Annotated in this window: 19 protein-coding genes; 14 read left to right on the top strand and 5 right to left on the bottom strand. The window is 70.8% G+C overall.

The window, feature by feature from the left end; genetic code table 11:
* The 3 genes from PV646_RS22130 to PV646_RS22120 all read left to right on the top strand — a co-directional run bounded on the left by PV646_RS22130 (position 1) and on the right by PV646_RS22120 (position 3,087).
* A complete protein-coding gene (locus tag PV646_RS22130) occupies positions 1-1,923 on the top strand; it encodes a GH36-type glycosyl hydrolase domain-containing protein (protein ID WP_500344070.1) in 1,923 nt (640 codons plus the stop codon).
* A 61-nt stretch (positions 1,924-1,984) separates the two neighbouring features.
* The gene (locus PV646_RS22125; protein ID WP_500344069.1) at positions 1,985-2,284 is read left to right on the top strand and encodes a hypothetical protein; all 300 of its coding nucleotides are present in this window, start codon (positions 1,985-1,987) and stop codon (positions 2,282-2,284) included.
* Positions 2,285-2,358: 74 nt separating this feature from the next.
* On the top strand, positions 2,359-3,087 hold the full coding sequence (locus tag PV646_RS22120) for a hypothetical protein (RefSeq protein WP_500344068.1): 729 nt from the start codon (positions 2,359-2,361) through the stop codon (positions 3,085-3,087).
* A gap of 9 nt (positions 3,088-3,096) precedes the next feature.
* Here the strand turns inward: PV646_RS22120 and PV646_RS22115 are convergent, their stop codons facing one another.
* Genes PV646_RS22115 through PV646_RS22100 form a run of 4 tightly spaced genes read right to left on the bottom strand, consistent with a single transcriptional unit; the run spans position 3,097 to position 6,965 of the window.
* Positions 3,097-4,731, bottom strand: coding sequence for a CocE/NonD family hydrolase (locus PV646_RS22115; protein ID WP_500344067.1), 1,635 nt, complete (start codon positions 4,729-4,731; stop codon positions 3,097-3,099).
* 37 nt (positions 4,732-4,768) lie between these two features.
* Positions 4,769-5,998: an RNA polymerase sigma factor gene (locus tag PV646_RS22110; protein WP_500344066.1), complete on the bottom strand. Its 1,230-nt coding sequence runs from the start codon at positions 5,996-5,998 to the stop codon at positions 4,769-4,771.
* Positions 5,995-6,318, bottom strand: coding sequence for a YciI family protein (locus tag PV646_RS22105; protein ID WP_500344065.1), 324 nt, complete (start codon positions 6,316-6,318; stop codon positions 5,995-5,997). Before PV646_RS22105 ends, PV646_RS22110 begins: the two co-directional genes overlap by 4 nt.
* Before the next feature lie 26 nt (positions 6,319-6,344).
* Positions 6,345-6,965, bottom strand: a complete 621-nt coding sequence (locus PV646_RS22100) for a dihydrofolate reductase family protein (RefSeq protein ID WP_500344064.1) — start codon at positions 6,963-6,965, stop codon at positions 6,345-6,347.
* Positions 6,966-7,195: 230 nt separating this feature from the next.
* Here PV646_RS22100 and PV646_RS22095 point away from each other — a divergent pair, with 230 nt between their 5' ends.
* From PV646_RS22095 to PV646_RS22070, 6 genes are all read left to right on the top strand, one after another.
* Positions 7,196-7,693, top strand: a complete 498-nt coding sequence (locus PV646_RS22095; protein WP_500344063.1) for a hypothetical protein — start codon at positions 7,196-7,198, stop codon at positions 7,691-7,693.
* Positions 7,663-9,078: a hypothetical protein gene (locus PV646_RS22090; RefSeq protein ID WP_500344062.1), complete on the top strand. Its 1,416-nt coding sequence runs from the start codon at positions 7,663-7,665 to the stop codon at positions 9,076-9,078. The genes PV646_RS22095 and PV646_RS22090 overlap by 31 nt, the downstream gene beginning before the upstream one ends.
* Complete coding sequence (locus PV646_RS22085) at positions 9,075-10,439, top strand: VWA domain-containing protein (protein WP_500344061.1); 1,365 nt, start codon at positions 9,075-9,077, stop codon at positions 10,437-10,439. Before PV646_RS22090 ends, PV646_RS22085 begins: the two co-directional genes overlap by 4 nt.
* A 34-nt stretch (positions 10,440-10,473) precedes the next feature.
* Positions 10,474-11,586 carry an AAA family ATPase gene (locus PV646_RS22080; RefSeq protein ID WP_500344060.1) on the top strand — a complete coding sequence of 371 codons (1,113 nt, stop codon included), beginning with the start codon at positions 10,474-10,476 and terminating at the stop codon, positions 11,584-11,586.
* Positions 11,583-14,303, top strand: coding sequence for a DUF5682 family protein (locus PV646_RS22075; RefSeq protein WP_500344059.1), 2,721 nt, complete (start codon positions 11,583-11,585; stop codon positions 14,301-14,303). The genes PV646_RS22080 and PV646_RS22075 overlap by 4 nt, the downstream gene beginning before the upstream one ends.
* A 302-nt stretch (positions 14,304-14,605) precedes the next feature.
* Positions 14,606-16,786: a glycoside hydrolase family 76 protein gene (locus PV646_RS22070; protein WP_500344058.1), complete on the top strand. Its 2,181-nt coding sequence runs from the start codon at positions 14,606-14,608 to the stop codon at positions 16,784-16,786.
* Here the strand turns inward: PV646_RS22070 and PV646_RS22065 are convergent.
* Positions 16,783-17,811, bottom strand: a complete 1,029-nt coding sequence (locus PV646_RS22065; protein ID WP_500344057.1) for a LacI family DNA-binding transcriptional regulator — start codon at positions 17,809-17,811, stop codon at positions 16,783-16,785. The two genes, PV646_RS22070 and PV646_RS22065, sit on opposite strands and share 4 nt — an antisense overlap.
* Before the next feature lie 145 nt (positions 17,812-17,956).
* On the opposite strand from PV646_RS22065, the gene PV646_RS22060 reads away from it, so the two are divergent.
* From PV646_RS22060 to PV646_RS22040, 5 genes are read left to right on the top strand one after another with little or no spacing between them, the layout of a single operon-like run.
* Positions 17,957-19,576 (top strand): glycoside hydrolase family 13 protein, encoded by a 1,620-nt coding sequence (locus tag PV646_RS22060; protein ID WP_500344056.1) that lies wholly within the window; start codon positions 17,957-17,959, stop codon positions 19,574-19,576.
* A 16-nt stretch (positions 19,577-19,592) separates the two neighbouring features.
* On the top strand, positions 19,593-20,957 hold the full coding sequence (locus PV646_RS22055) for an ABC transporter substrate-binding protein (protein ID WP_500344055.1): 1,365 nt from the start codon (positions 19,593-19,595) through the stop codon (positions 20,955-20,957).
* 2 nt (positions 20,958-20,959) lie between these two features.
* Positions 20,960-21,901, top strand: a complete 942-nt coding sequence (locus PV646_RS22050) for a carbohydrate ABC transporter permease (protein WP_500344054.1) — start codon at positions 20,960-20,962, stop codon at positions 21,899-21,901.
* On the top strand, positions 21,898-22,758 hold the full coding sequence (locus PV646_RS22045) for a carbohydrate ABC transporter permease (protein WP_500344053.1): 861 nt from the start codon (positions 21,898-21,900) through the stop codon (positions 22,756-22,758). Before PV646_RS22050 ends, PV646_RS22045 begins: the two co-directional genes overlap by 4 nt.
* A 34-nt stretch (positions 22,759-22,792) precedes the next feature.
* Entirely contained in the window at positions 22,793-25,717 is a 2,925-nt protein-coding gene (locus PV646_RS22040; protein ID WP_500344052.1) for a CBM35 domain-containing protein, read from the top strand.
* Positions 25,718-25,737: the final 20 nt, after the last annotated feature.

Below are 25,737 nucleotides of genomic sequence, written 5' to 3'. Positions count from 1 at the left end.
GTGAGTGCGTTCGGGGAGTGGACGACAGCCGAGGGCCTGCCCGCGTTCGAGTACCGGGCAGGCCCCCGGCCCTGGGACCCGATCATCGACCCGCCGTCGTCGCGCCACTGGGCGCACGTCGGCAACCGCCGGATCACCCTGGTGGCCGACAGCGACGGGCTGACCGGCCTGTGGGACGAGCACCTCGGTTGCCGGTGGATCACCGAACGGACCGGCGTCACCCGGTTCGGCGCGGTGGCCACGGACTCCGCCCCCGTGAAGCTGTTCGGCCCGAACTTCTTCCGCGTCGAGGCCGGCGGCGTCGAGCGCACGGTCCTCTGCCCGGAGGGGGAGGTGCCGTGGGTGCTGATCAGGGTCGAGGTGGTCAACCGCGGTGAGGACGTGCTGCGCGGGGAGTTGACCGAGGAGTGGGAGGTCCGGCCGCGCGAGGTGAACCTGGAGTTCGGCCCGTCGCGCGGGGAGGCGCCTCCGGACGCACCTGTGGTGGCGCTGGAGCACTTCGGTGGTGAACGAGCGGAGACGATCGCAGGGCTGCTGAAGGTGGGGATCGGGCTGGAGATTCCGCCAGGGCGACGCACGGTCGCGTGGTTCCGGTTCGGCCTGCCCGACGGCCCCGCCGACCCGGCGGCGGTCTACGCGGAAAGCCTGTCGGGCTTGAGAAGACGCCTCCCGAGCCCGGTCTCCTCGCGCGCACCGGAGGTGGCCGCGGAGATCCCGTGGCACACCGCTCTGCTCACCGGCGCGGCCTGCGCGGACGGTGTTCTCGGCGGCCACACCCTGAACCAGGGCTCCGCCTACTCCTTCCGCCACGGTTTCAACGGCGCCGCAAGGGATCCGCTGCAGCACGCGCTGCCGTTGGTGCACCTCGAACCGGACCTCTCGCTGTCGGTGCTGCGCAACACCTGTGCCTGGGGCAGCCCGGACGGCGACCTGCCGTACGCGCTCGACGGCCGCAAACAGCCGTGGACACAGCTCTTCCGCCCGTCCGACCAGAACCTGTGGGCGCTGTGGCTCGCCGCCGAGTACGCGGCCGTGACCGGAGACCTCGACGCGTTCGCCTCGCTCGTGCCCTACCATCCCAGCCACCAGGCCGATCCCGTTCCGCTCGCCGAGAACCTGCGGCGCCAGTTCAGGTTCTTCGTGGACGAGGTGGGTGTCGGAGAGCACGGTCACGTACGCATTTTGAACGCCGACTGGAACGACCTCGCGATCAGAGAGTCCGGAGTGGACCGTGAGTTGATGATCGAGCGGGGTGAGTCGGTCCTGAACTCCGCCATGGCCGCCTGGGTCCTCCCGTTCTACGCGGACCTCGCCGATCGCCTGGGCGACACCGCGACGGCGTCCGAGGCACGCTCCCGCGCCACCGACCTCCGCGCACTCGTGGCGGGGGAGTGGAACGGCCGCTGGTTCCGGCGCGCACACGGTCCCGGCGGCCACGTGGTCGGCGACCACGACCTGTGGCTGGAGGTGCAGCCGTGGGCGATCCTGTGCGGCGCCGCCACCCCGGACCAGGCCCGCGCGTTGCTGCGGACCATCGACGAGACCTGCCGAGCCGGCTCACCACTGGGTGCTCGCCACCGCTGGCCCGTCGCCGAGGGCACACAAGGCCAGGTGTGGTTCTCGGTCAACATGACCCTGATCTGGGCAGCCTCCTCGTACGACAAAGACCTCGCGTGGGACGAGTGGCGCCGCATGACCCTGCACGCGCACACGGCCGCCTATCCGGACGTGTGGCCGGGCACGCTCTCAGGCCCCGACTGCTACCTCGCCCCGGACAGCGACCGCCCCGGTGAAACGTGGGCGTTGCCGGACTTCGGCACCGCGATGCAGGCGTACCCCGTCGCCAACCTGCACAGCCATTCGCAGCCTCTGCTCGCCTACCTGCGGCTGCTCGGAGTACCTCGATTCGGTGAACCAGCGTGACGAACCACCGACTGGCGTGGTCCTGACCGGTACCCCGCACCAGTCGCTTGAGGAGTGCCCGTTGTCCAGTTGCAGCCACCGAGTCGTCCAGTTGCGCACGCCGATGTCCGAGGACGAGCGGCTGTCGCTCGTGGAGCAGACCGCGCTGTGCCACCCGGCCGTGCACAGCGTCGAGGTGTCGGCGGGCGACGGGATCTCCGCCGAGGTCGTGGTGTGGCGTGGGAGTTCGCCGCAGCGGACCGCCCACGACATCGCCGCGGCCCTGGACGCCGTGCTTGGAGAGAAGGCCGTGAACGTGTCGGTGGTGGCTGTCGCGTATGTGCGGCGTTCGACGGTACTGATGGCGATGTGCGACGCCTGACACCTCCATGTGGTTATCGTGCGGTGCGCCTTGGGGAAGGCGTGCACCGGTGACCACACCGCGGGGGGAATGCCATGAGATTCCGCTGGCGTCGCTGGACGCTGCGCCGGGTGACGTTGCCCGGGCGTGCACCAGGCCGGTGGGTCGTCGTGGCGTGCGGTCTGGGAGTGCTGGTGGTGGCGCTCGTCGGAGCCGCCGGGCCGTTCGAGCGGACCCGGGAGTTCCGCGAGGTCGCGGCGTGTGAGCAGGGCACCGGCGGGTGTTTCGACGCCGAGCGGTCCTCCATCGTCGCCCGGCGCACCTACACCACCACCTCTTCCCATACCGACGCCAACGGTTCCACGACCACGACCACGACGGTGCACCGCGAGATCACGTGGCAACGGGCCGACGGGTCGCGGCGCGCCCGTGACGTGCCGTTGGCCTTCTACACCGCCACGCAGGAAGGCCAGGAGGCCGTGTTGCAGCTCTGGCGCGGCGAGGTCGTGGGCGTGAAGGTGACGGGCGCGGCGGCGTGGTTCCTGCCGGAGAGCGGTTCCTCGCTGCGCTGGTGGTCCTACCTGGCCCACCTCGGGGTGGGCGTGCTGCTGTGGGGACTGCTGTTCGGGTGGTGGGACGGGCTCTTCATGCTCGCGTTCCGCTTGTTCTCCTGGATGTTCCTGAGCATCGTGCCGGTGGGTTACCTGACCCACGGGCTGGCGTACGGCTTCGTCACCGGTTCCGGCCTGGTGTCCGAGATCGCCACCGGCGCCGTCATGGCGCTGGTGGCGGGGTGGATGTTGATCGCCACGCTGAACGACTGATGAGCGGCTCTACCTCTGCGGCAGCAGGATCGCGGACGGCCGTTCGGCGTCGTGGAAGATCTCCACCTTGGTGGGCAACGGTTCCGTCGCGGTGTGCGGCGCAGAGCCGTCGCCCAGGTTCCGGGCGAACCGCGGGAACGCCCCGGCCGACACCTGCACCCGGATCCGGTGCCCGCGCCGGAACACGTGCGCGGTCGGCGACAGGTCGACGGTCACCTTCGTGACGCCGTCCGGCCGCACCTTCACCAGGTCGTCGCAGACGTTCAGGGACTTGCCGCGTCCGTCCACATCGCACAGACGGACGAACAGGTCGCAGGACGGGCGGTCCGCGCGCAGCCACACCTCGGCCGTGACCTCGCCGATCACCTCAACGTCGGTGTCCAGCACGTCCGACGTGAAGACCAGGACGTCGTCGCGTGCCTCCAGCTTGCGGTTGTCCACGGGTCCGGCGCCGCGGCTCTCCAACTTCGGCCCGCCCAGCGACGGCGTCGGGTCGGTGGGGTCGTAGGTGAACGACGACGTCGACGCCTGCGGGCTGGGCGTAGGACGGAGTTCGTCACCGGGCGCGAGATGCCAGCGCTGGTGCGGGTAACCGGTGGGTGGCCACTGCTCGAAGTCACGCCACTCGTCCACACCCATCACGAAAAGCCGCACCGGCGGTTTGCCCGGTGGTGTGGTGCCGCGCGCATGGGCGGCGGCCCAGCCGACGGTGTCGCCGAGCACCGCGGCCATCCCGCCGACGTGGCCGTGCCACCACGGCCCGACCGTCAGGTGCGCGTCGCGGCCGGCCGCCGCGAGCACCTGGTGGTCGCGGAGCTGGTCGGCGAGGAAGATGTCGAACCAGCCCGCGATCGAGCTGACCGGCACGGTCACGTCGCCGACGGACGGGGAGTGGTCCTCGTTCGCCCAGAACGGGTCGTCCTGGTCGTGGTGCAGGCATTCCTGGTAGAACGGCCACTGCCGGCCGAGCGCTGCGGTGTCGGCGTCGACCAGCGGCAACGTGCTCATGGCCGCTTGGACGCGCTTGCGTCCGATGCCGAGCAACGCGCGCCAGATCCCGCCGGGCCGTTCCTGCGTAGCCGTGCTCACCGACCAGCCGAGCAGCGTCTCCATCTCGAAGCGGCCCGGCCGCAGGAACGCCAGTGCCAGCCGCGACGACGTCACGTGCGGCACCATCGCCTTGACCCGCACGGGAGCCTCCGCCGCGATGGCCCACTGGGTGTAGCCGAGGTAGCTGCTGCCGGTCAGCAGCACGTCGCCGCCCCACGGCTGCCCGGCGAGCCAGTGCAGGACCGAGAGGCCGTCCTCGCGTTCGTGCCGCATCGCGCGGAAGTCGCCGTCCGAGCCGAACGTGCCCCGGCAGCTGACCGTCAGCACGTGCAGGCCCCGCTCGGCGAGTGCCCGCCCGTACAACCAGTCCAGCGGTCCCCGGCGTCCGTACGGCGTGCGGATCACGGCCGTGGGCCCGGTACCGCCGGCCGGCGCCCAGTGGTTCGCCAGCAGCGTCTGCCCGTCGTGGGTGGGGATCCGCAGGTCCCGTTCCACGGTCACGTCACGCGAGATGGCGGGAGGAAGCTTCAGCAGCCGTTGCCCGAGCAGGCCGGCCGCCCTGCCGACGAGGTCGAACCGAGGTCGTGTGCCCACGGTGATCTTTCCTATCAGGACGGAGGCACCGTGTCGATCAGCCGCTCCGCAGCTGGTCGCGGCGGCGGGTGAGGTGCGCGATCTCGGCGGTGTTGCCCGCCAGCTCGATGGCCCTGTCGTAGGCCGCGCGCGACTCCTGGCTGCGGCCCAGCCGACGCAGCAGGTCGGCTCGGGTGGCGTGGTGGGCGTGGTACCCGTCGAGTCTGTCGCCGAGCCGGTCGACGGTCGCCAGAGCCACTTCCGGGCCGTCGAGCTCGGCGACCGCCACGGCCCGGTTCAGCGCGACGATCGGGGACGGGTCGAGGCGGACGAGCTGGTCGTAGAGCGCCAGAACCTGCGACCAGTCCGTGTCGCGCATGTCGCGGGCGGACGTGTGCACGGCGTTGATCGCGGCCAGCACCTGGTAGCGGCCCGGAGCCACCCCGGAGGCGAGGCGTTCGCGCACCAGCCCGTGCCCCTCGGCGATCAACGCCTGGTCCCAGGCGCCGCGGTCCTGCTCGTCGAGGGCGACGAGTTCGCCGCCGGACACCCGTGCCGCCCGCCGCGCCTCGGTGAGGAGCATGAGCGCCAGCAACCCGGCCACCTCGCCGTCGCCGGGCAGCAGGACGCGGATCAGCCGCGTGAGCCGGATCGCCTCGGCGGTCAGGTCGTGCCGCAGGGGACCGGCGCCGGGCCCGGTGGCCAGGTAACCCTCGTTGAACACGAGGAACAGCGTGGTGAGCACACCGGAGACGCGGGCGGGGAGGTCCTCGGCCGACGGCACGCGGTAGGGGATGCCCGCCGACTTGATCTTGGCCTTCGCGCGGGTGATCCGCTGCCCCACGGCACTCTCGGCCACGAGCAGGGCGTTGGCGATCTCGGGCACGGTCAGTCCGCCGACCATCCGCAGCGTCAGCGCCACGCGCGACTCCATCGCGAGTGCCGGGTGGCAACAGGTGAAGATCAGCCGGAGCCGGTCGTCGTCGATGACGCCCACGGGCTCGTGCGGGGTGTCGTCGTGCACCTTCCGAGCCTCCTCGTGCTTGCCGTCGCGCTTGCTCTCGCGCCGGATCCGGTCGATGGCCCTGCGGTTGGCGGTGGTGGTGAGCCAGGCACCGGGGTTGGCCGGCACCCCGTCGGCGGGCCAGCGTTCGACGGCGGTCGCGAACGCCTCGGCGGCCGCCTCCTCCGCGACGTCGAGATCGCCGAAGCGCTTGGTCAGGGAGGCGACCACCCGCGCCCACTCCTCGCGGTGGGCCCGGACGACCGCTTGCTCGGCGTCGCTCATCGGAACGGCCGCACCTCGATCTTGCGGTCGCACACCTTCGACGCCTCGGCGGCGAGCTTCAGCGCCACGTCCAGGTCGGGGGCCTCCCACACCCAGACGCCGGCGAGGTACTCCTTCGACTCCACGAACGGCCCGTCGCTGAACACGGCCTGCTCGCCCCGGTTGTCGACCACGGTGGCCGCGTCAGTGTCCGCGAGTCCGCCCGCGAAGACCCAGTAGCCACCGGCGATCAGTCGTTCGTTGAACTCGCTGATGGCGGGCAGCCTGTCCGTGCTGCCGGGGTTGTCCTTGTCGTCCACGACGGAAACCAGGTAGCGCATCGGAAGATCCTCTCCTGCGTGGCGGGTCAGTTCGGCCAGTACCGGGGGCGTCCGGCGGTCCGGTAGACCTGGATCGCCACGCCGTTCGTGTCGGCGCGCGACTCGAGCAGGTCGAGTGCGAGGTCCGGGCCGTTCTCCGGGAACAGCCGCGTTCCCTGGCCGACGACCACCGGGACCACGATCAGCGTCAGCTCGTCGACCAGGTCGTTCGCCAGCAGCCACCGGATCAGGGTGCCACTGCCGTGCACCTGGAGCTCACCGCCGGGCTTGGCCTTGAGATCCGCGACGGCGCCCACGAGGTCGCCGGACAACACGGTGGTACCAGTCCAGCGCGGATCGGCGAGCGTCGTCGAGGCCACGTACCTGGGCCGGGCGTTCAACGCTCGCAGCACGGGCTCCGAGCCGGGGACGTCGGCCTCCGTGAACGTTCCCCACGAGCCGGCGAACAGGTCGTAGGTCCGCCGTCCGAACAGGAACGCGTCAGCGCGCTGGTAGGTCTCGTTGATGAACGCCCTGGTACCGGCGTCCCCCTTGCCACGCGCCCAGCCACCGCGCTCGAACCCGTTGCGGCGGTCCTCCTCGGACGCGCCTCCGTTGCCCTGCACCACCCCGTCGAGGGTGATCTGGGTGACGGTCGTCAGCTTCATGGTCGAGAGTCCTTCGCTTCGGTGCCGCCTCTCTTTCGGGCGGCCTCACCCCTGCTACGAACACCACGACCCCGATCCGACATCGCCCCCAGAACTTTTTTCGAGGAACTTTCCGGCGAAATCCGCCCGGCGGACCCAGACCGTCAAAAATTGTCGGTGCTCGCCGCTAACGTCCCTTCTGCACCGCCGGACCGGCGGATCGACTCGCTCGGGGGCAAGGAGAGGAATCGTTGTCAGACTGGGAAAGCGCGAGCACGGCGCGGGTGTTGCCACCCGCTCGCCCGCGCAAGCTCGCCAAGGTGCCGTTCGTGGAACTGGCGGACGGGCGGCTGCAGGGTGTGGTGTCCAGTGGGTCGGACATCGAGAGGGTGTACGTCTCGTCGGTTGCCGCGGGCAGCTACGAGTTCGCCTGCAGCACCAACAACAACCGGCCGTGCGGCGGCGCGCGGGGGTCGTTCTGCAACCACATCTTCGCCCTGATCACCGAGGCGGTGCTGCAGTACGGGGCGGAGCGGGTGGCGCGGTACCTGCGAGTCGAGGGCGCTGACGTGGACGCGCAGGTCATCCACTCGGTCATGACGGGGACGCGGCCGTCGCAGGCGGACAGTGCCGCCGCGGCACAGGTGTTCAGCCGCTTCCTGCGTCATCTGGCCTATGTGGAGCTTCCTCCGACGACGGCACCGGTGCCGGAGCTGCAGTGGTTCCCGCCGACCGGGGCGGTGGTGTGATGCGCGCCGATCTGCTGGCCGATCCCGTCGACGGGATCGACGAGGTGCTGGCGGCCGTCGCCGGTGCCGACCAGGCGTTGACCGCGGGGCTGCTGCGGCCGCAACCCGCCCAGGCCGCCGGGCTGGTGGCGCTGGCCGACGCGATGGCGGCGTCCCCGCTCGGGCCCAGGGTGGCGGAGGCCGCGGAGAAGGCGGCGGCCGGTGCCGCGGGGGAGGAGCACTTCCTTTCCCTTGCGGCGGCCCGGATCGCGTTGTTCGGTTCGGTGCACGACGCGCTGGTGGAGCGGATCGAGCAGGCGACCGGACGTGCCCACGCGGGCCCGAGCGACCCGGTGCCGGGAGGTGGCCAGACCGAGAACCTGTTGCTGGCCGCGCGGTCCTGGCTGGCCGACCTCGCCAGAGCCGGGTGGCAGGGCATCGACCACGATCTGGTCTCCGGCGCCGCGCCGGTGGTCTCCGCGCTGCTGCCGGAGCCTCGCCTGCGCAGGCTGGCCGCGTTGCTCGACGGGTTCGCGGCCGAGCTGGCGGCCTCGTGTCCCGGCTCCGCGCTGGAGCGGATTCCGGTGCGGCGCTGGGGAGATCTGTGGTCACGCGCTCTGCTGCTGACGCTGCCGGGCGTGATGGACGCGCCCACGAGCACGGTGACCGGCCGGTTGCTGCCGCTGGGCGTCGACCTGCACGAGCACGCGACCGCCGCGCAGGCCCAGGTGCACGCCGTGTTCGAACCGGCCGGCGGCGGCGCGCCCCGGTTGGTGCGCGCCAGCGTGTCCGCGCCGAAGCCGGACACGATCATCGGGGCCGGCATCTGGCAGTTGCTGCGCCCGCACCTGTCGTTGCTGGCGGCCGTCAGCGAGGGCAGGTCCATGGACCTCACCGACATGCCGATCACCGCCGAGGGCGACCTGCTGTGGCGCGCCGAGCACGCGAAGCCCGGCGCCCCCGCTGATCCGTTCGTCACCGCGCGGGTAGCCCTGCCTGCCGCGACCGCGTCGCCGACGGCACCGCTCGACCGGCATCCCGCCCGCATCGCCGTGCCCGTGTTCCTGGAGGGCTACACCGCCGAGCAGACCGACGAGGCGCTGACGTTCTCGTTCGCCGGGCAGCCCGTCGCCGTGGACACCGACCGGGTCCCGGCCGCGGGGCCGCTCACCCCGGAGGCGGTGGCGGCGTCGACCGCGTGCATCGGCCTGCTGCGGTGGGACGCGGGCACGTTCCGCGTCCAGCCGCTCGCCGTCGAGACCACCGCGCGCAAGAAGACCGTGGCGGTGCACGCCGGCGCGTGGGCCGGTGGCGCGGCGGACAAGGCCGGGGTGAAGGCGGAGAAGGCCGCGACCGACGCGGCGACCGTGCTCCGCGAGCGCGCCGGAAGGTTGTTGCGCAAATGACCGACGCACAGGAGAACCGCCGGCAGGTCCTCTACTGGCGGTTGCTGTCTCGGCTGTTCGACCACGAGGAGCAGTCCACTCTGGAGTCCGCGAGCCTGGCCGTGCTGCAGGACATCGGCCTGCCGCCCGCGCTGCTCGACCAGCAGGCGGGTGTCGACTCGATCGTGCAGCGCCACCCGGAGCTCGCCGCCGAGTTCGACGGCGTGATGGTCCCCGAGGCGGGGGACGAGCGCGATCGGGAGGCCGAGGTGCGGCGGGCCGCGCTGGTGTCGAAGGTGCTGCTCAACGTCTTCAGCACCGGCTCCGGCCCCGTCACGGCCGGGCAGCTGTCCCGGTGGCAGGCCGACGCGGGCTGGCTGGAACGCGCGCTGGGCTGTCAGCCGGGCCAGCTGCGCGGCGGCGGCCCGCAGGCGGGCCGGACCGGCACCGGGACTGGGTCCGGCACTCCGGACCTGAGCACCCTGATCCCGCAGATCGGTCCCGAACTCGGTGCCATGGAAGCGGATCTGGTCAAGCGCATGCGCCTGCGCGAGGTGCTCGCGGACCCGGCGCTCGCCGCCCAGCTCACGCCGAGCATGTCGCTGATCGAGCAGTTGCTGCGCGACAAGGACAACCTGTCCGGGGTGGCGCTCGCCAACGCCAAGTCGCTGATCCGCCGGTACGTGGACGAGGTGGCCGAGGTGCTGCGGACCGAGGTCGAGAAGGCCTCGGCGGGCACGCTCGACCGGTCGGTGCCGCCCAAGCGGGTCTTCCGCAACCTCGACCTCGACCGCACGATCTGGAAGAACCTGACGAACTGGAGCCCGGAGGAGGAGCGGCTCTACGTCGACCGCCTCTACTACCGGCAGACCGCGCGGAAGACCACGCCGCAGCGGCTGATCGCGGTGGTCGACCAGTCCGGTTCCATGGTCGACTCGATGGTCAACTGCGCGATCCTGGCGTCCATCTTCGCCGGGCTGCCCAAGGTCGACGTGCACCTGATCGCCTACGACACGCAGGCGCTGGACCTCACTCCGTGGGTGGGCGACCCGTTCGAGACGTTGTTGCGCACCAAGCTCGGCGGCGGCAACGACGGCATGGTCGCGATGGCGCTGGCCCAGGCGAAGATCGCCGAGCCGGCGAACACGGTGGTCGTGTGGATCTCCGACTTCTACGAGACCCGCGTCGAGCAGCTCTTCGACTGCATGGCGGCGATCCACCGCTCCGGGGCCAAGTTCATCCCGGTCGGCTCGGTCACGAGCTCGGGCCGCGGCAGCGTGAACCCGTGGTTCCGCGAGCGGTTCAAGGACCTGGGCACACCGGTGGTCTCCGGCCACGTCCGCAAGCTCGTCCACGAGCTCAAGACCTTCCTCACCTCCTGACCTCCTTCTTCCGCTCGAAAGGCACCACGAGACCATGTCCGACCTGTTGCGCGCCCCCGCCGAGCTCAAGTACGCCGAGGAACTCGACTGGCTGGAGTCGGTCGACGACAACCCCAAGCCGTTCTCCTGGCGGTTGTCGCCGAAGATGATCCGCCTGTTCGTCCTGGGCGCCGAGCGGTCCGACGGCCTGGAGCGGGAGATCGCGCAGAAGTGGTTCGGCGACCGCGGCATCGTCGAGCGGGCCATCGTCACGCTCGCGTCCGACCGCGGCCTGCTGCTCATCGGCGACCCCGGTACCGGCAAGAGCTGGCTCGCCGAGTTGCTGGCCGCCGCGATCTCCCGCAACTCCACCCAGGTGGTGCAGGGCACCGCCGGCACCACCGAGGACCACATCAAGTACTCGTGGAACGTGTCGATGGTGATCGCGAAGGGCCAGTCCCGCCAGTCGATGATCCCGTCGCCGATCATGAACGCGATGGAGTCCGGCACCATCGGCCGGTTCGAGGAGCTGACCCGCTCGACCAGCGACGTCCAGGACGCGCTGATCTCCATCCTGTCCGAGAAGTACATCTCCGTGCCGGAGCTCGACACCGACAACATCGTGTTCGCCAAGCCCGGTTTCTCGGTGATCGCCACCGCGAACAGCCGTGACCGGGGCGTCAACGACCTGTCGTCGGCGCTGAAGCGGCGCTTCAACTTCGTGCGCATCCCGGTGGTGACGAACAAGAAGAGCGAGGCCGAGATCGTCCGGTTCCGCACCGAGGAACTGCTGCGCCGCCACCAGATCGAGCTGGACGTGCCGCCGACCCTGCTGGACGTGCTGCTGCGCAGCTTCGCCGACCTGCGCGCCGCCTCGGCCGCCGCGGGCAGCGACGACGAGAAGCTGGAGTCCGCGCTCTCCACCGCCGAACAGATCGGCGTGCTGGAGGACGCCATCCTGCACAGCAACTTCTTCGGCAACCAGGCGCTGACCGCGCGCACGCTCGGTTCGTCGCTGGTGGGGTCGCTGTCGCGGCGGGCGCCCGAGGACCTGGCGATCATGAACAAGTACCTGCACGGCGTGGTCGAGCCGCGCGGCAAGGACGAGGGCGGGGAATGGCCGGAGTTCCTCGCCGGCGGCCGTGACACGATCGCCACCCTCTCGTGAGCTTCGAGTCGCTGCGCACGCAGCTCAACGAGGCGGCGGCGACGTTCGCCGACGGACCCGGTGCCCTGGAAGGCATCCTGCTCGGCATGGTCGACGACGTCGACCGGGCGGTCTCCGAGCCGCTCGAGATCTTCCCGGTCTGCCACCACTCGCCGTCGTCCGCGGTGGCGATGGCCCGCCGGCTGCGGGACAAGCAGCCGAAGGTGATCTACCTGGAGCTGTGCGAGGACATGGCACCGCTGCTCACCGAGCTGCGCAACTGCCGTCTTCCCGTGGCGGTGCAGGCGTTCTCGAGCGAGGTCGACGGGTTCCCGGCCGAGTGGGCGCCGCTGTCGGTGGTCGCGCCGATCACCGAGGCGTCCGCGGAGTACCAGGCGATCGCCTACGCGCTGGACACCCCGGGGGTCGAACTGGTCCTGGTGGACCGCTCGTCGGACCACGTGTTCCAGTGGCAGCCGCCGGAGACGAAGCAGGCCGACGAGGACGCGCTGCACGGCGACGCGGTCGGTGTGGAGATCGGCGACCTGCGGCCGCGCTTCGCCGAACTGGAGGAGCACCTGCTGCACCACGGCAAGGTGCGGCACTGGTCGGAGTGGTGGCACCAGTACGTCGAGCTCCCGCTCGGCGACAGCGACCACGACACGTACCGCCAGGTCATGTTCCTGATCGGCAGCCTGTTCCGGCGGCTGGCCCCCGGTGATCCGCACCGGGTGCGGGTCGACGAGGACCGCGAGCGGTACATGTGGACCCGGATGCGCGAGCACCTGGCCGTCACCGGGGCGGACCCGGCGGACTGCCTGTACGTCTGCGGCGCCTTCCACGCGGCCAGCCGGGTGGCGGAGTTCGGCGTCGACGGCGGCGACGGCTTCGTGATCAGCCCGCGCAGCGCGACGAAGTGGCAGCACGGCCTCATCCCGTCGAGCCACGCGGCGATCGAGGCGCAGTTCGGCCTGGCGGCGGGCTCGGTGTCCATCGCGGCGACCGAGTGGACGAAGAACCTGCGGCGGACCAAGGTGAAGCCGTTCCAGCTGGCGGGCCAGGCGGGTGGGAAGAAGGCCCGCAAACCCGCCGCGCTGCCCGCTCCCGCCGACGAGGTGGCCACGGCCGACCAGCTCTCCGGTTTCCTGCAACGCCCGCCGGTGCTCGACCGGCTGGACGAGGCCGAGTTGCTGGACTGGTCCGTGGAGATCGTGCGGGCGGCCCGCCGCAACGGCTACCTGGCCTCCACCGCCGACGCGATCGCGGTCTTCGAGACCTCGATCCTGCTGGCGGGCATGCGCGACCGGGCGAGGCCGACCCCGTACGACTTCCAGGACGCCGCGGTCACGTGCATCGAGAAGGACGTGGTCCCCGGCCGCCGGGACGTCCGGCGCCTGGTCGAGATCATGATGGGCGGCGACCGCATCGGGCAGGTCGGTTACGACGCGCTGCCGCCACTGGCCCGCGACGTGCACGACCGCCTCGTCCCGTTGGACCTCAAACTCCAGCAACGAGGTGTGCAGCGTGCGTTGCTCGACATCACCTCGCGGCCGGAGCTCGAACCCTGCTCGAACCTGCTGTGGATGCTGCGCTACCTGATGCCGCCCGGCGCGGCCCGTCCGATCATGGGCGAGCGGAAGCTCGGTGAACGCCCGATCCAGGAGTCCTGGGACCTGGCGCTCGGCACGCACCAGCGGTCCCTGATCGAACTGGGCTACGAGGGCGTCAGCGTCGAACAGGTGGTGGAACAACGCCTGCGCCGCAGCGCCTACGCCCCGCAGGCCACCACCGCGAGCGTCCTCGAAGCCGTCGAGGACGCCATCCGCTACCTGCACAGCCCACGCCTGGCGGGCGAACTCGGCACCCGAGCGCTGGCGGTGCTGGCCGGCGAACGCACGGTGGACGGCGCCCCGGAGGTCCTGCGCCGCTCCCGCCGCCTGCTCGCCTACTACCGCACGAACGAGCCCGTGCTGCCGCAGTGGATCGAGTCCTTCGTCCGCACCGGCTACGCGCACTACTGCACCCTGCTGCCGACGGCGTTCACCGACGACGAGGCGGGCGTGGACCAGGTGGCCGCCATGCTCGGCTTCCTGTTCAGCATGGAGTCCCTGGCCCTGTCCCTGGGCTGCGACCGCACCCAGCTGGAACTGGCGGTGACCCAGTCCCACCCGGAGGAACCGTCGAAGGTGGCGCTGCTGTGGGCCGCCCAGGTCCACCTGGGCACCCTGTCCCGCTCCGAGCTGCGCACGAGATGCGACGATCTGCTGGGCAACCCGCTGTCCCTGCCCAGCTACCCGCGCTACCTCAGCGGCTTCGTGCACGCCCTCGACCCGGTGCCGAGCCTGGTGGACTTCGTGGTGGAGACGATGTCCAACGCCTTCGCCCACCTACCGGACGCACTGCTGCTGCCATGGCTGCCCACCCTGATCAGCACCCTGCGCTCACGCGGCGCACAGTTCGTCCCGCTGCTCGTCCGCGAAGCGGGCAGGGTGTTCCCCGGCAGGCTCCCGGCACTGGACGAGTGGGTCCCACCGTGGCTAGCCCAGCCCGCACCCGTCGTGGTGCGCGCGAGCACCGGCAAGGGCCTGGCACTGCTGAGCTCCCACCCCGCGACCTGTGACGCGGTGGCGGACCTGCTGGGCTGTGAGGGTTCGTGGCAGGCCGCACCAGGCGGGGTGGCGCTGCTGGACCGCCACCCGGACACCGCGGTGGCACTGGAGGCGCTGCTGGCCACCTGAGCCGTTCGATCGCCGCGTGCGCGGGCGCGGACTCGGTGGGAGCGTTGACGTAGAACGCGATCTCGCCGGCCGCCCACCCCCCGCTCATCCCACTCGCGCCGCCGCGGCGACGAGCGGGGTGGGCGGGCTTTCTCGTTGTGCCGCGGCGACGAGCGGGGTGAGCAGGCTTCTCGTTGTGCCGCAGGAGACCCGAACACTGGGTGCTCCGCAGGGGGTCTGCTGGGCGTCGATGTTGTCCTGGACAAGAACCGGTCGTTCCGTTGACCGGACCGCTCCGAGGTCAAGACCATGAGAGCGTTCCCATGGATGCGGGGAGTGTGGTCGGCGTGCTGAACCTCGTGGTGGCCTTCCTGATGCTGGTGGCGCCGATCTCCCTGCCGCACAGCGCTCCGCCGCCCGAGGGCCCTCCACACGTGGGCCCGCCTGGCAGTGCGCAGCCCGCCGGCAGTGCGCCGCTCAGCAGCCCGCTGCTCGCTAGTCCGCCGCTCGCTAGTCCGCTGCTCGTCAGTTCGGCTAGCGCCGCACCACCCGGCAGCCCTCCGTCCGCCGACCCGGCTAGCGCCGCACCACCCGGCAGCCCTCCGCCCGCCGACCCGGCCAGCGCCGCACCGCCCGGCAGCCCTCCGTCCACCAGTTCGGCTGGCACCGCGCCGCCGGTCAGCCCTCCGCCCGCCAGCCAGGCCATCACCGCACCACCCAGCGGCCCTCCATCAACCAACCTGCTCCCGTCCAGCAACCCGTCGGCCGCCGCAGCGGCAGCAGTGTGCGTGTTGTCCTGCGACACCCTCGACCCGTCGAAGGCCGCGCAGGAAACCTTCCCAATCCCGGACAAACACCTCAACGGCCGACGCCTGTCCCTGCACGTGTCGGACAACGACGGCATGGCGTGGGCAAGCATCGACAACGGCGTAACCGGCGACTCGGTCTGGCTGGACCGTTCCTGGGACGGGGGCGCGAGCTGGGAAGGCCTGCTGGGCAGGGCGAGCATCCCGGGAACGTGGACGGGCACGAGGACGCTGATGTACAACGTCACCGACCCCGGCCACCACCGGCGCGGCATCATTCGCACGTGTGGGGACGCCGCCGCGGTGACCTGCACCGAGTGGATCTATCCGACGGTGTGCGACGTGCTGTGCGACCGGACGAACGCCGGGCAGGCGAACGGTGATCTGCAGCCGGTGCCGCCGACGACGTTGTTCGGCCGGGTGATCAGGTTGCACACGGACGCGAACGCGATGGCGTGGGCGAGCATCGAGGCGGGTGGGGCGGGCGACGAGGTGTGGCTCGACCGGTCCTGGGACGGCGGTGTCAGCTGGCCGGGCGGGTCGTCGCTCGGCCGGACCGCGACTCCGACCGGCGCGGGTTCGACGCGCACCACCATGTTCGCCACCAGGGATCCGCGTGGCCGGCACTTCGGCGGGGCGGTGCGGGCGTGCGGCAGGGAGGCGGCGCACCAGGAAGGCAGTTGCACGGCGTGGGCGCGGCCGGTGCCTACCAGGACGCGTGCCGCCGCCGACGCGCTCCTGTACTCCTACGACCCCGCCTCCGCCTGGTGGCCGGCGAGTTGGTGGAACTCGGCGACGACGCTCTCCGCCGTGATGGACTCCGGGATCCGCGACTACGACTGGGTTGTCGCGCGCACTTTCGACGTGAACCGGGGTGCCTTCGCGGCGGGTCAGCGTGGCACGGATCCGATCGAGGGCGATTTCATCACCCGTTCGATCGACGACAGCGCGTGGTGGGGGCTCACCTGGATCGCCGCCTACGACCACACCGGCGACCAGCGCTACCTCGCCATGGCCACCACGATCGCGGCGTACGTGCACCAGTACTGGGACACCCGCACGTGCGGTGGCGGTGTTTGGTGGGACCGGGAACGCACCTACAAGAACGCCGTCACGAACGGCCAGTACCTGCGGCTGACCGCGGCCGTCCACCGGCGCACACCCGGTGATTCCGTGTGGTTGCAGCGCGCCCGCGCAGCGGCGGACTGGTACCTCGGCAGCGGGCTGATCAGTTCACAGGGTCTCGTCAACGACGGGCTGACGGGCGACTGCCGCAACAACGGCCAGACGGTGTGGACCTACAACCAGGGGCTGGGAGTCGGTGGGTTCGTCGAGGTGTGGCGGGCGACCGGCGACACCAGATATCTCGACACCGCACGGCGTCTGGCGGACTCGGCCATCGCGAGCCCGGTGCTCACGCGCGGCGGTGTGCTCACCGAGTCGTGTGATGTCGGCTCGAACTCCTGCGACGACAACCAGAAGCAGTTCAAGGGCATCTTCCTGCGCTACCTGAACGACCTGGCGAGGGCCACGAACTCCGCCGCCTACCAGCAGTACGCGCGCCGGCAGGCGGACTCGGTGTGGGCCTCGGACCGCGACGCGCTGAACCGGATCGGCCAGCGCTGGGCCGGTGGCAGCCCGAACCAGCTGGACTGGCGCACCCAGGCGAGCGGCCTCAACGCGGTCCTCGGGAGCTAGGGTCTGTCCTTGGGTGGCGCCGTCGAGTTGCGGGTCACCAGGCGCACGTCCAGCACGAGGTGGCCGGCGGGCCGGTCGCCGCCGTCGACGAGGGTGAGCAGGCGGTCGACGGCGTGGGTGGCCTTGCCGACGATGTCCTGTGCGATGGTCGTCAGCTTGGGCGTGATGTAGGCGCTGATGTCGAGGTCGTCGAAGCCGACCACGGACACCCTGTCCGGGACGCCGACCCCGGCCTCCCGCAGGCCCTCGATGAGGCCGATCGCCAGGATGTCCGCGGTGGCGAACACCGCGGTCGCGTCGGGGTGGGTGTCGAGCAGGCGCCTGCCCAGCTCGACGCCGTTCTCGTGCGTGGTGTTGAGAGTCTCGACAGGACAGTCCGCAAAGGACACGCCGGACTCTTCGAACGCCTGGCGGAAGCCCAGGAACCGTTCGTGCACGACACCGACGTCGGTGAACGACGGGCCGGCGAAGACGATTCCGCGGTGCCCCAAGGACAACAGGTGCGAAGCGGCCAGGCGGGCGCCGGTGAAGTCGTCGGAACGCACGCCCGTGGTCAGCGGGTTGTCCGAGTAGCTGTCGATCGCGAGCACCGGGGTGGCGCCGGTGACCTGGCGGCGCAGGTCCGCGATCTCCTCGTCCAGGAAGCCCAGCAGCACCGCGCCGTCGAGGCTCCACGAGCGCAGCGCCTCGCCGATCTCGGACGTGTCGGAGACGCCGCGCAGCAGCAGGTGGTAGCCGCGTTTGCGGAGCCTGCGCTCTATCTGGCCGATGATCGCGATGTTGTGCGGGCTGATCGCGAGGCTGTCCTCGCTGGCCGCGGGCACGAGCAGGCCGATCAGGCGGGACTGGTTGGCGGCGAGGCTGCGGGCCGACGCGCTGGGCACGTAGCCGCGTTCGTCGATGATCCGGCGCACCCGTTCGATGGTCTCGGTCGAGACCCGCGCGCTCTTGCCGTTGATCACGTTCGACACGGTCATCACGCTGACGCCCGCCGCCTCCGCGATGTCCTTCAATGTGACCCGCAAGAGCGCCCCTCCGATTTCCGCCGTTGACACCCACCGTGCCGCAGGCTAGCTTTCCACACCACGCAGATATAGCGCTATACCTACTCTGATCAGCGATGATCGGCACGCTGCTGCGCGCCTGGACTCGAATGAGGGGAATCGCACCGTGACGACGGACAAGCCGTACGCGCCCTGGTGGCGCAGCGCGGTGATCTATCAGATCTACCCGCGCAGCTTCGCCGACGCGAACGGCGACGGGGTCGGCGACCTCGCCGGCGTGCGGTCGCGCCTCGGCCACCTGCGCGACCTGGGTGTCGACGCCATCTGGTTCACGCCCTGGTACCTCTCGCCGATGGCCGACGGCGGTTACGACGTCGCCGACTACCGCGCCATCGACCCGGCGTTCGGCACGATGGCCGACGCCGAAGCCCTCATCGCCGACGCCGCCGCGCTGGGCATCCGCACGATCGTCGACGTGGTGCCCAACCACGTCTCCAGCGACCACGTCTGGTTCCAGGCCGCGCTCGAAGCAGGCCCCGGATCGCCTGAGCGCGAACGGTTCTGGTTCCGCGAGGGCAGGGGGGAACTGCCCCCGACGAACTGGCGGTCGAGTTTCGCGGGCGGCACCTGGACCCGCGTCACCGAGGCCGACGGCCGGCCCGGCCAGTGGTACCTGCACCTGTTCGCGCCCGAGCAGCCCGACCTCAACTGGAACCACCCCGACGTGCGGCGTGAGCACGAGGACGTGCTGCGGTTCTGGTTCGACCGCGGGGTGGCGGGCATCCGCGTCGACTCGGCCTCCATGCCGGTCAAGGACCCCGCGCTGCCCGAGGTGCCGGAGACCTACGCCGCCGGCGAGCACCCGTTCATCGACCGCGACGAGCTGCACGACATCTACCGCGGCTGGCGTGCCGTCGCGGACTCCTACGCCGAACCGCGGGTGCTGGTCGGCGAGGTGTGGCTGGACGACCAGAAGCGGTTCGCCCGCTACCTGCGTGCCGACGAGATGCACTCGGCGTTCAACTTCGACTTCATGGGACGCCCTTGGGACGCCAAGGAACTGCGCGAGTCCATCGTGTCCACTTTGGACGCGCACGCCCCGGTAGGAGCGCCCGCGACCTGGGTGCTGTCCAACCACGACGTGACCCGCCCGGTGACGCGGTACGGCCGCGCCGAGACGTCGTTCGCCTTCCTGGCCAAGCGTTTCGGTGAACCCACCGACCTCCGGCTGGGCGAACGGCGAGCACGCGCGGCCGCCCTGCTGACGGCGGCACTGCCCGGCACGCTCTACCTCTACCAGGGTGACGAGCTCGGCCTGCCCGAGGTCGAGGACCTGCCACTGGAGGTGCTGCAGGACCCGATGCACTTCCGCTCGGACGGCGTCGACCCCGGTCGCGACGGCTGCCGCGTCCCGTTGCCGTGGACCACAACGGGTGCCTCGCACGGCTTCGGGCCCGAGGACGGCGAGCCGACCTGGTTGCCGCAACCCGAAGGGTGGGGGAGCCGGTCGGTCGAGGCGCAGCACGACGACCCGGCGTCGATGCTCGAGCTGTACCGGTCCGTGCTCGCACGGCGCCGCACCGAACCGGGCCTGCGCGGCGAGTCCTTCGACTGGGTGGACCTGGGCCCGGACGCGATCGCCTTCCGCCGCGACGACGTGGTGTGCGTGGTCAACTTCGGCCCCGACCCGCTCCCGCTGCCTCCGCACCACGAGGTACTGCTGACCAGCGCCCCGCTCGACGGGACCCGCCTGCCCACCGACGCCGCCGCGTGGCTGCGCGCGTAGTTCCCCTGGAGAGACGATGAAGTCCCACCGCTCAACACTCGCCGCCGCTCTCGTCCTGCCCCTGCTGATCACCGCCTGCGGCTCCAGCCCCGACGACGAGCTCAACGCCGACGGCAAGGTCGTCCTGACCGTCGCCATGGACGCCGGACTGGAGAGCAAGGCGATCGAGGCGTTCAACGCCCGCGTCGCCCAGTTCGAGCAGGCCAACCCCGACATCGACGTCAAGCCGCAGGAGTACACCTGGACGGCGGCCACGTTCACCGCGCAACTGGCGGGCGGCACGGCACCGGACGTGCTGACCGTGCCGTTCACCGACGGTCGTGGGCTCATCGAGCGCAAGCAGATCGCCGACATCAGTTCCCGCGTCGGCGCCCTGCCCTACGCCTCGGGGCTCAACCCGACCGTCGCCAAGGCGGGCCAGTCGGCCGACGGCAAGCAGTGGGCGGTCCCGATCGCCGCCTACGGCCAGGCGTTGCACTACAACCGCACGCTGTTCACCCAGGCGGGACTCGACCCGGACAAGCCGCCGACGTCGTGGGCGGAGGTGCGCAAGGCGGCCAAGCAGATCACCGATCGCACCGGCCAGGCCGGGTACGCGCAGATGACCCAGGGCAACACCGGCGGCTGGATCCTCACCACGCTCGACTACGCGTTCGGCGGGCGCACCGAGAAGATCAACGGGGAGACCGCCGAGGCGACCGTCGACACCCCGGAGATGACCGAGGTCCTCACCACGTTGCGCGCCATGCGGTGGGACGACAACTCGATGGGCGCGAACTTCCTCTACGACTGGGCGGGCATCAACCAGGACTTCGCCGCCGGCCGCATCGGCATGTACGTCTCGGGCGGCGGCAACTACGGCAACCTGCTCACCCAGAACGGCCTCAAGCCCGCCGACTACGGCGTCGCCGCACTGCCGCTGGCCGACAAGCCCGACGCGGGTGTGCTCGGTGGCGGAACGCTCGCCGTCGTCAGCTCGAACGCGGGCGAGCGGGGCAAGGACGCCGCCGTGAAGTGGATCGACTTCTACTACATGGGCAAGCTGACGAACCAGGACGCCGCAGTCGCCGACGCGAAGACGCTGTCGGAGACCAAGCAGCCAGTCGGGGTGCCCGCACTGCCGGTGGTGGACCGCGCCACGTACGACAAGCAGCAGGAGTGGGTCAAGCAGTACGTGAACGTGCCGCTGGAGCAGATGAAGCCCTACACCGACCGGATGTTCGACCAGCCGCTGGTCACCGAGCCCACCAAGTCCACCCAGGAGGTCTACAAGATCCTGGACACCACCGTGCAGAAGCTGCTCACGGATCGTGGGGCTGACATCGCCGCGCTGCTGAAGGCGGCCGACGCCGACGCGCAGAGCACGATCGGCCGGGGCTGAGCGTGGCCGTCCAGTCCCCGGTTCTGCCCGCCTCACCGTCATCCCGGCGGCGCTCTCCCTCCACCTGGGTCCGGCGAGGCGGGCTGACCACCCTGCTGTTCCTGCTGCCGTTGCTGGTGGTGTTCGGGGTCTTCTCCTGGGCGCCGATCGCGCAGTCGGTGGTGATGAGCTTCCAGCGGACGAACCTCGTCGGCCCGGTGCACTTCGTCGGACTCGACAACTTCGCCCAGGTGCTCGCGGACCCGCTGCTGTGGACCGCGGTCGGCAACACGCTGTGGTTCGCGGCTCTGGCACTGGTGTTCGGCTACCCGATCCCGCTGGTCGCCGCCGTGCTGATCAGCGAGGTCCGGGCCCGTCGCGGACTGTTCAGCGCACTGGCCTACCTGCCGGTCGTCGTGCCGCCGGTGGTTGCCGTGCTGCTGTGGAAGTTCTTCTACGACGCCAGCCCGTCCGGGGTGTTCAACACCGTGCTCGGCTGGGTGGGCCTGGGGCCGTGGCAGTGGCTGCAGGACCCCGGCAGCGCCATGCCCGCGCTGGTGCTGGAGGCGACCTGGGCGGCGGCGGGCGGCACGGTGATCATCTACCTGGCCGCACTCGCCGGGGTGTCGGCCGAGCAGTACGAGGCCGCCGAGATCGACGGCGCGGGGATCTGGCGCAAGATCTGGCACGTCACCCTGCCGCGGCTGCGGGGAGTGCTGCTGGTGACGTTCATCCTGCAGATCATCGGTACCGCGCAGGTGTTCCTCGAACCGTTCCTGTTCACCGGCGGCGGTCCGGCGAACTCGACTATGACGGTCCTGCTGCTGATCTACGACTACGCCTTCGGCAGCAGCCTCGGCGGTGACTACGGCGCCGCGACCGCGCTGAGCATCATGCTCGCCGCCGTCCTGGCCGTGCTCTCGGCCCTCTACCTGCGAGTGACCAAGTCCTGGAGTGCGACGTGAAGCGCGGGCTGATCTCCCCGTCGGAACGGGCGACCCCGGCGATCCGCCGGACGTTGCGCGCGGTGCAGGCGGTGCTGCTGGGCGGGTTGCTGCTCACCGGGCTGGGGCCGATGCTGTGGCTCGCCAAGGCCGCGATCACGCCCACCCAGGACACCCTGCGCACACCGCTGACGGTCTTCCCCACCGGCGTCGACCTCGCCAACCTGGTCACCGCGTGGACGCGGGTGGAGATCGACAAGTACTTCTTCAACACCGTGATCATCGCCGCCGGCTCGTGGCTGGTGCAGCTCGTCGTGGCCACCACGGCCGGGTACGCGCTGGCGATCCTGCGGCCCCGCTACGGAAAGCTCGTCACCGCGGTCGTGCTCGGCACGTTGTTCGTCCCGGCGATCGTGCTGCTCGTGCCGTTGTACCTGACGGTCGTGCGCACCGGGATGATCAACACGTTCTGGGCGGTGTGGCTGCCCGCCGGTGCCAGCGCGTTCAACGTCGTGCTGGTGCAACGGTTCTTCGCGAACCTGCCGCGAGAGGTGCTGGAGGCCGCACGGGTCGACGGCGCCGGTCCGGTGCGGGTGTTCTGGTCGGTGGTGCTGCCGCTCTCGCGCCCGATCCTGGGCGTGGTGTCGGTGTTCGCGGTGGTGGCCAGCTGGAAGGACTTCCTCTGGCCGCTGCTGGTGCTGCCCGACCCGGCGGTGCAGCCGCTCTCGGTGCGGCTGCCCGCGTTGCAGCGCTACGTCGAGCTCGACGTGTTCCTCGCCGCGCTCGCCATCTCGTCGGTCATCCCGGTGGCGCTGTTCCTGGTGTTCCAACGGCTGTTCCTGCAGAGCGGTGCGCTCGAAGGGGCGGTCAAAGGCTAGGCCCTGTCCCGATTCGCCTAGGAGAACAACAACGATGTTGAGGAAACTCCCCGCGGCCGTGAAGGTCGCGGTACTCGCCGCTGCCCTCGTGGCGGGCGGAATCACCGCGGTCTCGGCCGCACCCACCGTCCACCAGGCCGAGTCCGCCGCGCTCTCCGGCGGTGCCCGCGCCGAGACCGAACACGCCGGGTACACCGGCAGCGGGTACGTCGGCGGGTTCACCGACGCGAACCGCGGTGCCGCCGCGTTCACCGTCACCACCAGCGGGTCCACGGCCGGAGCGAACCGGCTGGTCCTGCGCTACGCCAACGGAACCGGCAGCACCCGGACCCTCACCCTGGCCGTCAACGGCGGCACCCGGCAGCTCTCCCTCCCGGCCACCGCGGGCTGGGCGTCGTGGGGGACGGTGAGCCAGGACGTCACCCTGAACGCGGGCGCCAACACGCTCGCCGTGCGCTACGGCAGCGCCGACAACGGCAACGTCAACATCGACAGCCTCTCGGTGGAGCCCGTGGTCCCCGTCACCGGGGTCGTCGAGGCGGAGTCCGGCACGCTGTCCGGTGGTGCGCGGGTGGAATCCGAACACGGCGGGCACACCGGCAGCGGGTACGTCGGCGGGTTCGTGGACGCCAACCGCGGTGCGGCCGCCACGGTCGCCATCTCCTCGACCGCCACCAAGGCGAACCTGGATCTGCGTTACGCCAACGGAACCGGCTCTCCGCGCACCATGACCGTGACGGTCAACGGTGTGGCGCAACAGGTGTCGCTGCCCGCGACGGCGTCGTGGAGCGACTGGGCCACCGCGAGCGTCGCCGTCACGACGACCGCCGGAGCCAACACCGTCGCGGTGTCCTTCGGCAGCGCCGACAACGGCAACGTCAACCTCGACAGCGTCGCCCTCTCCCCGGACAACTCCACGCCCATGCCCGAGGGCACGATCGAACTGGAGAGCGGCTTCCTCGGCGGCGGCGCCGTCACGACGACCACGGCGGGCGCGACCGGGTCCGGTGCGGTGTCACTGCCCACCACGACCGCACGTGTCATCCGCACGATCAACCAGACCGCCGCGGGCAGCGCCACGATCTCGTTGCGCTACACGGCATCCGCGAACGGATCCGTCACCACCTACGTCAACGGCATCAAGGTCGCGCAGCTGACCCTCACCGGCGGCAGCGGCTGGCGCACCGCCACCCACACCGCGTCGTTGCGCGAGGGCCTGAACATCATCGGCTACCAGGACGCGACCGGCGTGCAGGTCGACAACATCGCCGTGACCGGCTCGACCGCTCTGGCCGCACGCGGGGCGACCGTCCCGTTCACCACCTACGAGGCCGAGGCCGGGACCACCACCGGTACCAAGCTCACGCCGGGCCGCAAGTACACGACCGACGTCGCGGAGGCCTCCGGGCGCAGCGCCGTCACGCTCACCGGCACCGGCCAGCACGTGCAGATCACCCTGACCAAGCCCGCCAACGCCCTCACCGTCCGGGCGAGCGTTCCCGACGGCACGACCGCGCCGCTGGCCGTCTACGCGAACGGCACCAAGGTCCGCGACCTGGCGCTGACCTCCAAGTACAGCTGGATGTACGGCGGGTACCCGTTCGCCGAGGGACCGGGTGGGGCACGCCCGCACCGCTACTTCGACGACGCGCGCGTCCTGCTCCCGCAGACCTACCCCGCCGGCACGGTGATCCGCCTGGCCAAGGACACCACCGCCGGCGCGTACATCACGGTCGACCTGCTCGACGCCGAGGTCGCCACCGCGACGACCGCGCCCGCCGGGTACGTCGACGCCCGCACCCACGGCGCCAACCCCGGTGACGGGGCCGACGACAGCGCCGGCATCCGCGCGGCCGTCGCCGCTGCCCAGGGCACCGCGGCCAAGGGCGTGTGGCTGCCCGCAGGTGCTTACAACCTGAACAGCATCGTGAACGTCAGCGGCGTCGACGTGCGCGGCGCGGGCATCTGGCACACCGTCCTCAGTGGAGCGAACCGGCGCGGCGGGTTCGCGATCACCGGTGCGGGTGCGACGATCGCCGACCTCACCTTCGACGGCGACGTCACCACCCGCGACCCGGACGAGGCACCGAACTCCGACTCGTTCGTCGAGGTGGAGTCCGGCTCCGCCTCGACGGTGTTCAACGTCGCCACCAACCACGCCAAGACGGGTCTGTGGCTCAAGCAGGCCGACGGCTTCTACGCGGCGGGGCTGCGGGTGCGCAACACCATGGCCGACGGCCTGAACATCAACGGCAACAACGGGCCCACCAGCAACGTCCGCGTCGAGCAGAGCAGCTTCCGCAACACGGGTGACGACGGCATGGCCATGTGGTCCTGGAACCCCAACAGCGCGGTGAGCCGCAGCGTGTTCGCGTTCAACACGATCTCGCTGCCGATCCTCGCGAACGGTGCCGCGATCTACGGCGGCATGGACAACCGCATCGAGGACTCCCTGATCGGCGACACGGTGTTCAACGGCGCCGGGGTCATGGTGTCCAGCTGGCACGACGCCAAACCGTTCGGCGGCACCACCGTCGTGCAGCGCACCACCTTCACCAGGGCCGGTACCCGCAACTGGGACTGGAACACCCACACCGGTGCCGTCTGGGTGTTCGCCGAACGCGCCGACATCACCGGGGCGCTGGTGTTGAAAGACCTGGACATCAACGATTCCAGCTACCACGGCATGTTGTTCAGCTGGAACAAGGCGATCTCGAACCTGACCGTCGACAACGTGAAGATCAACGGCACGGGTGGGGCGACCGAGGCCTTCACCGACGACAAGGGTGTCGCGGTGTCCAACGCCGGCTCGCACGGCCTGCACTTCAACCTGGTGACCGGCACCGGGCGCTTCGACCGGGTGACCGTGTCGGGCGTGAAGGGGACCGGCAGCCAGGGCATGGCCAACGACGAGAACCGCTACACGATTCAGCGCGGCACTGGAAACTCAGGCTGGTAGAGCACGGTGCGGCGCCCCGA

This window comes from Streptomyces sp. ID05-26A, assembly GCF_033794685.1.
Taxonomy (GTDB): Bacteria; Actinomycetota; Actinomycetes; order Mycobacteriales; family Pseudonocardiaceae; genus Lentzea.
The sequence above is the reverse complement of the archived record's forward strand: the minus strand, read 5'-3'. Positions and strand labels throughout refer to the sequence as shown.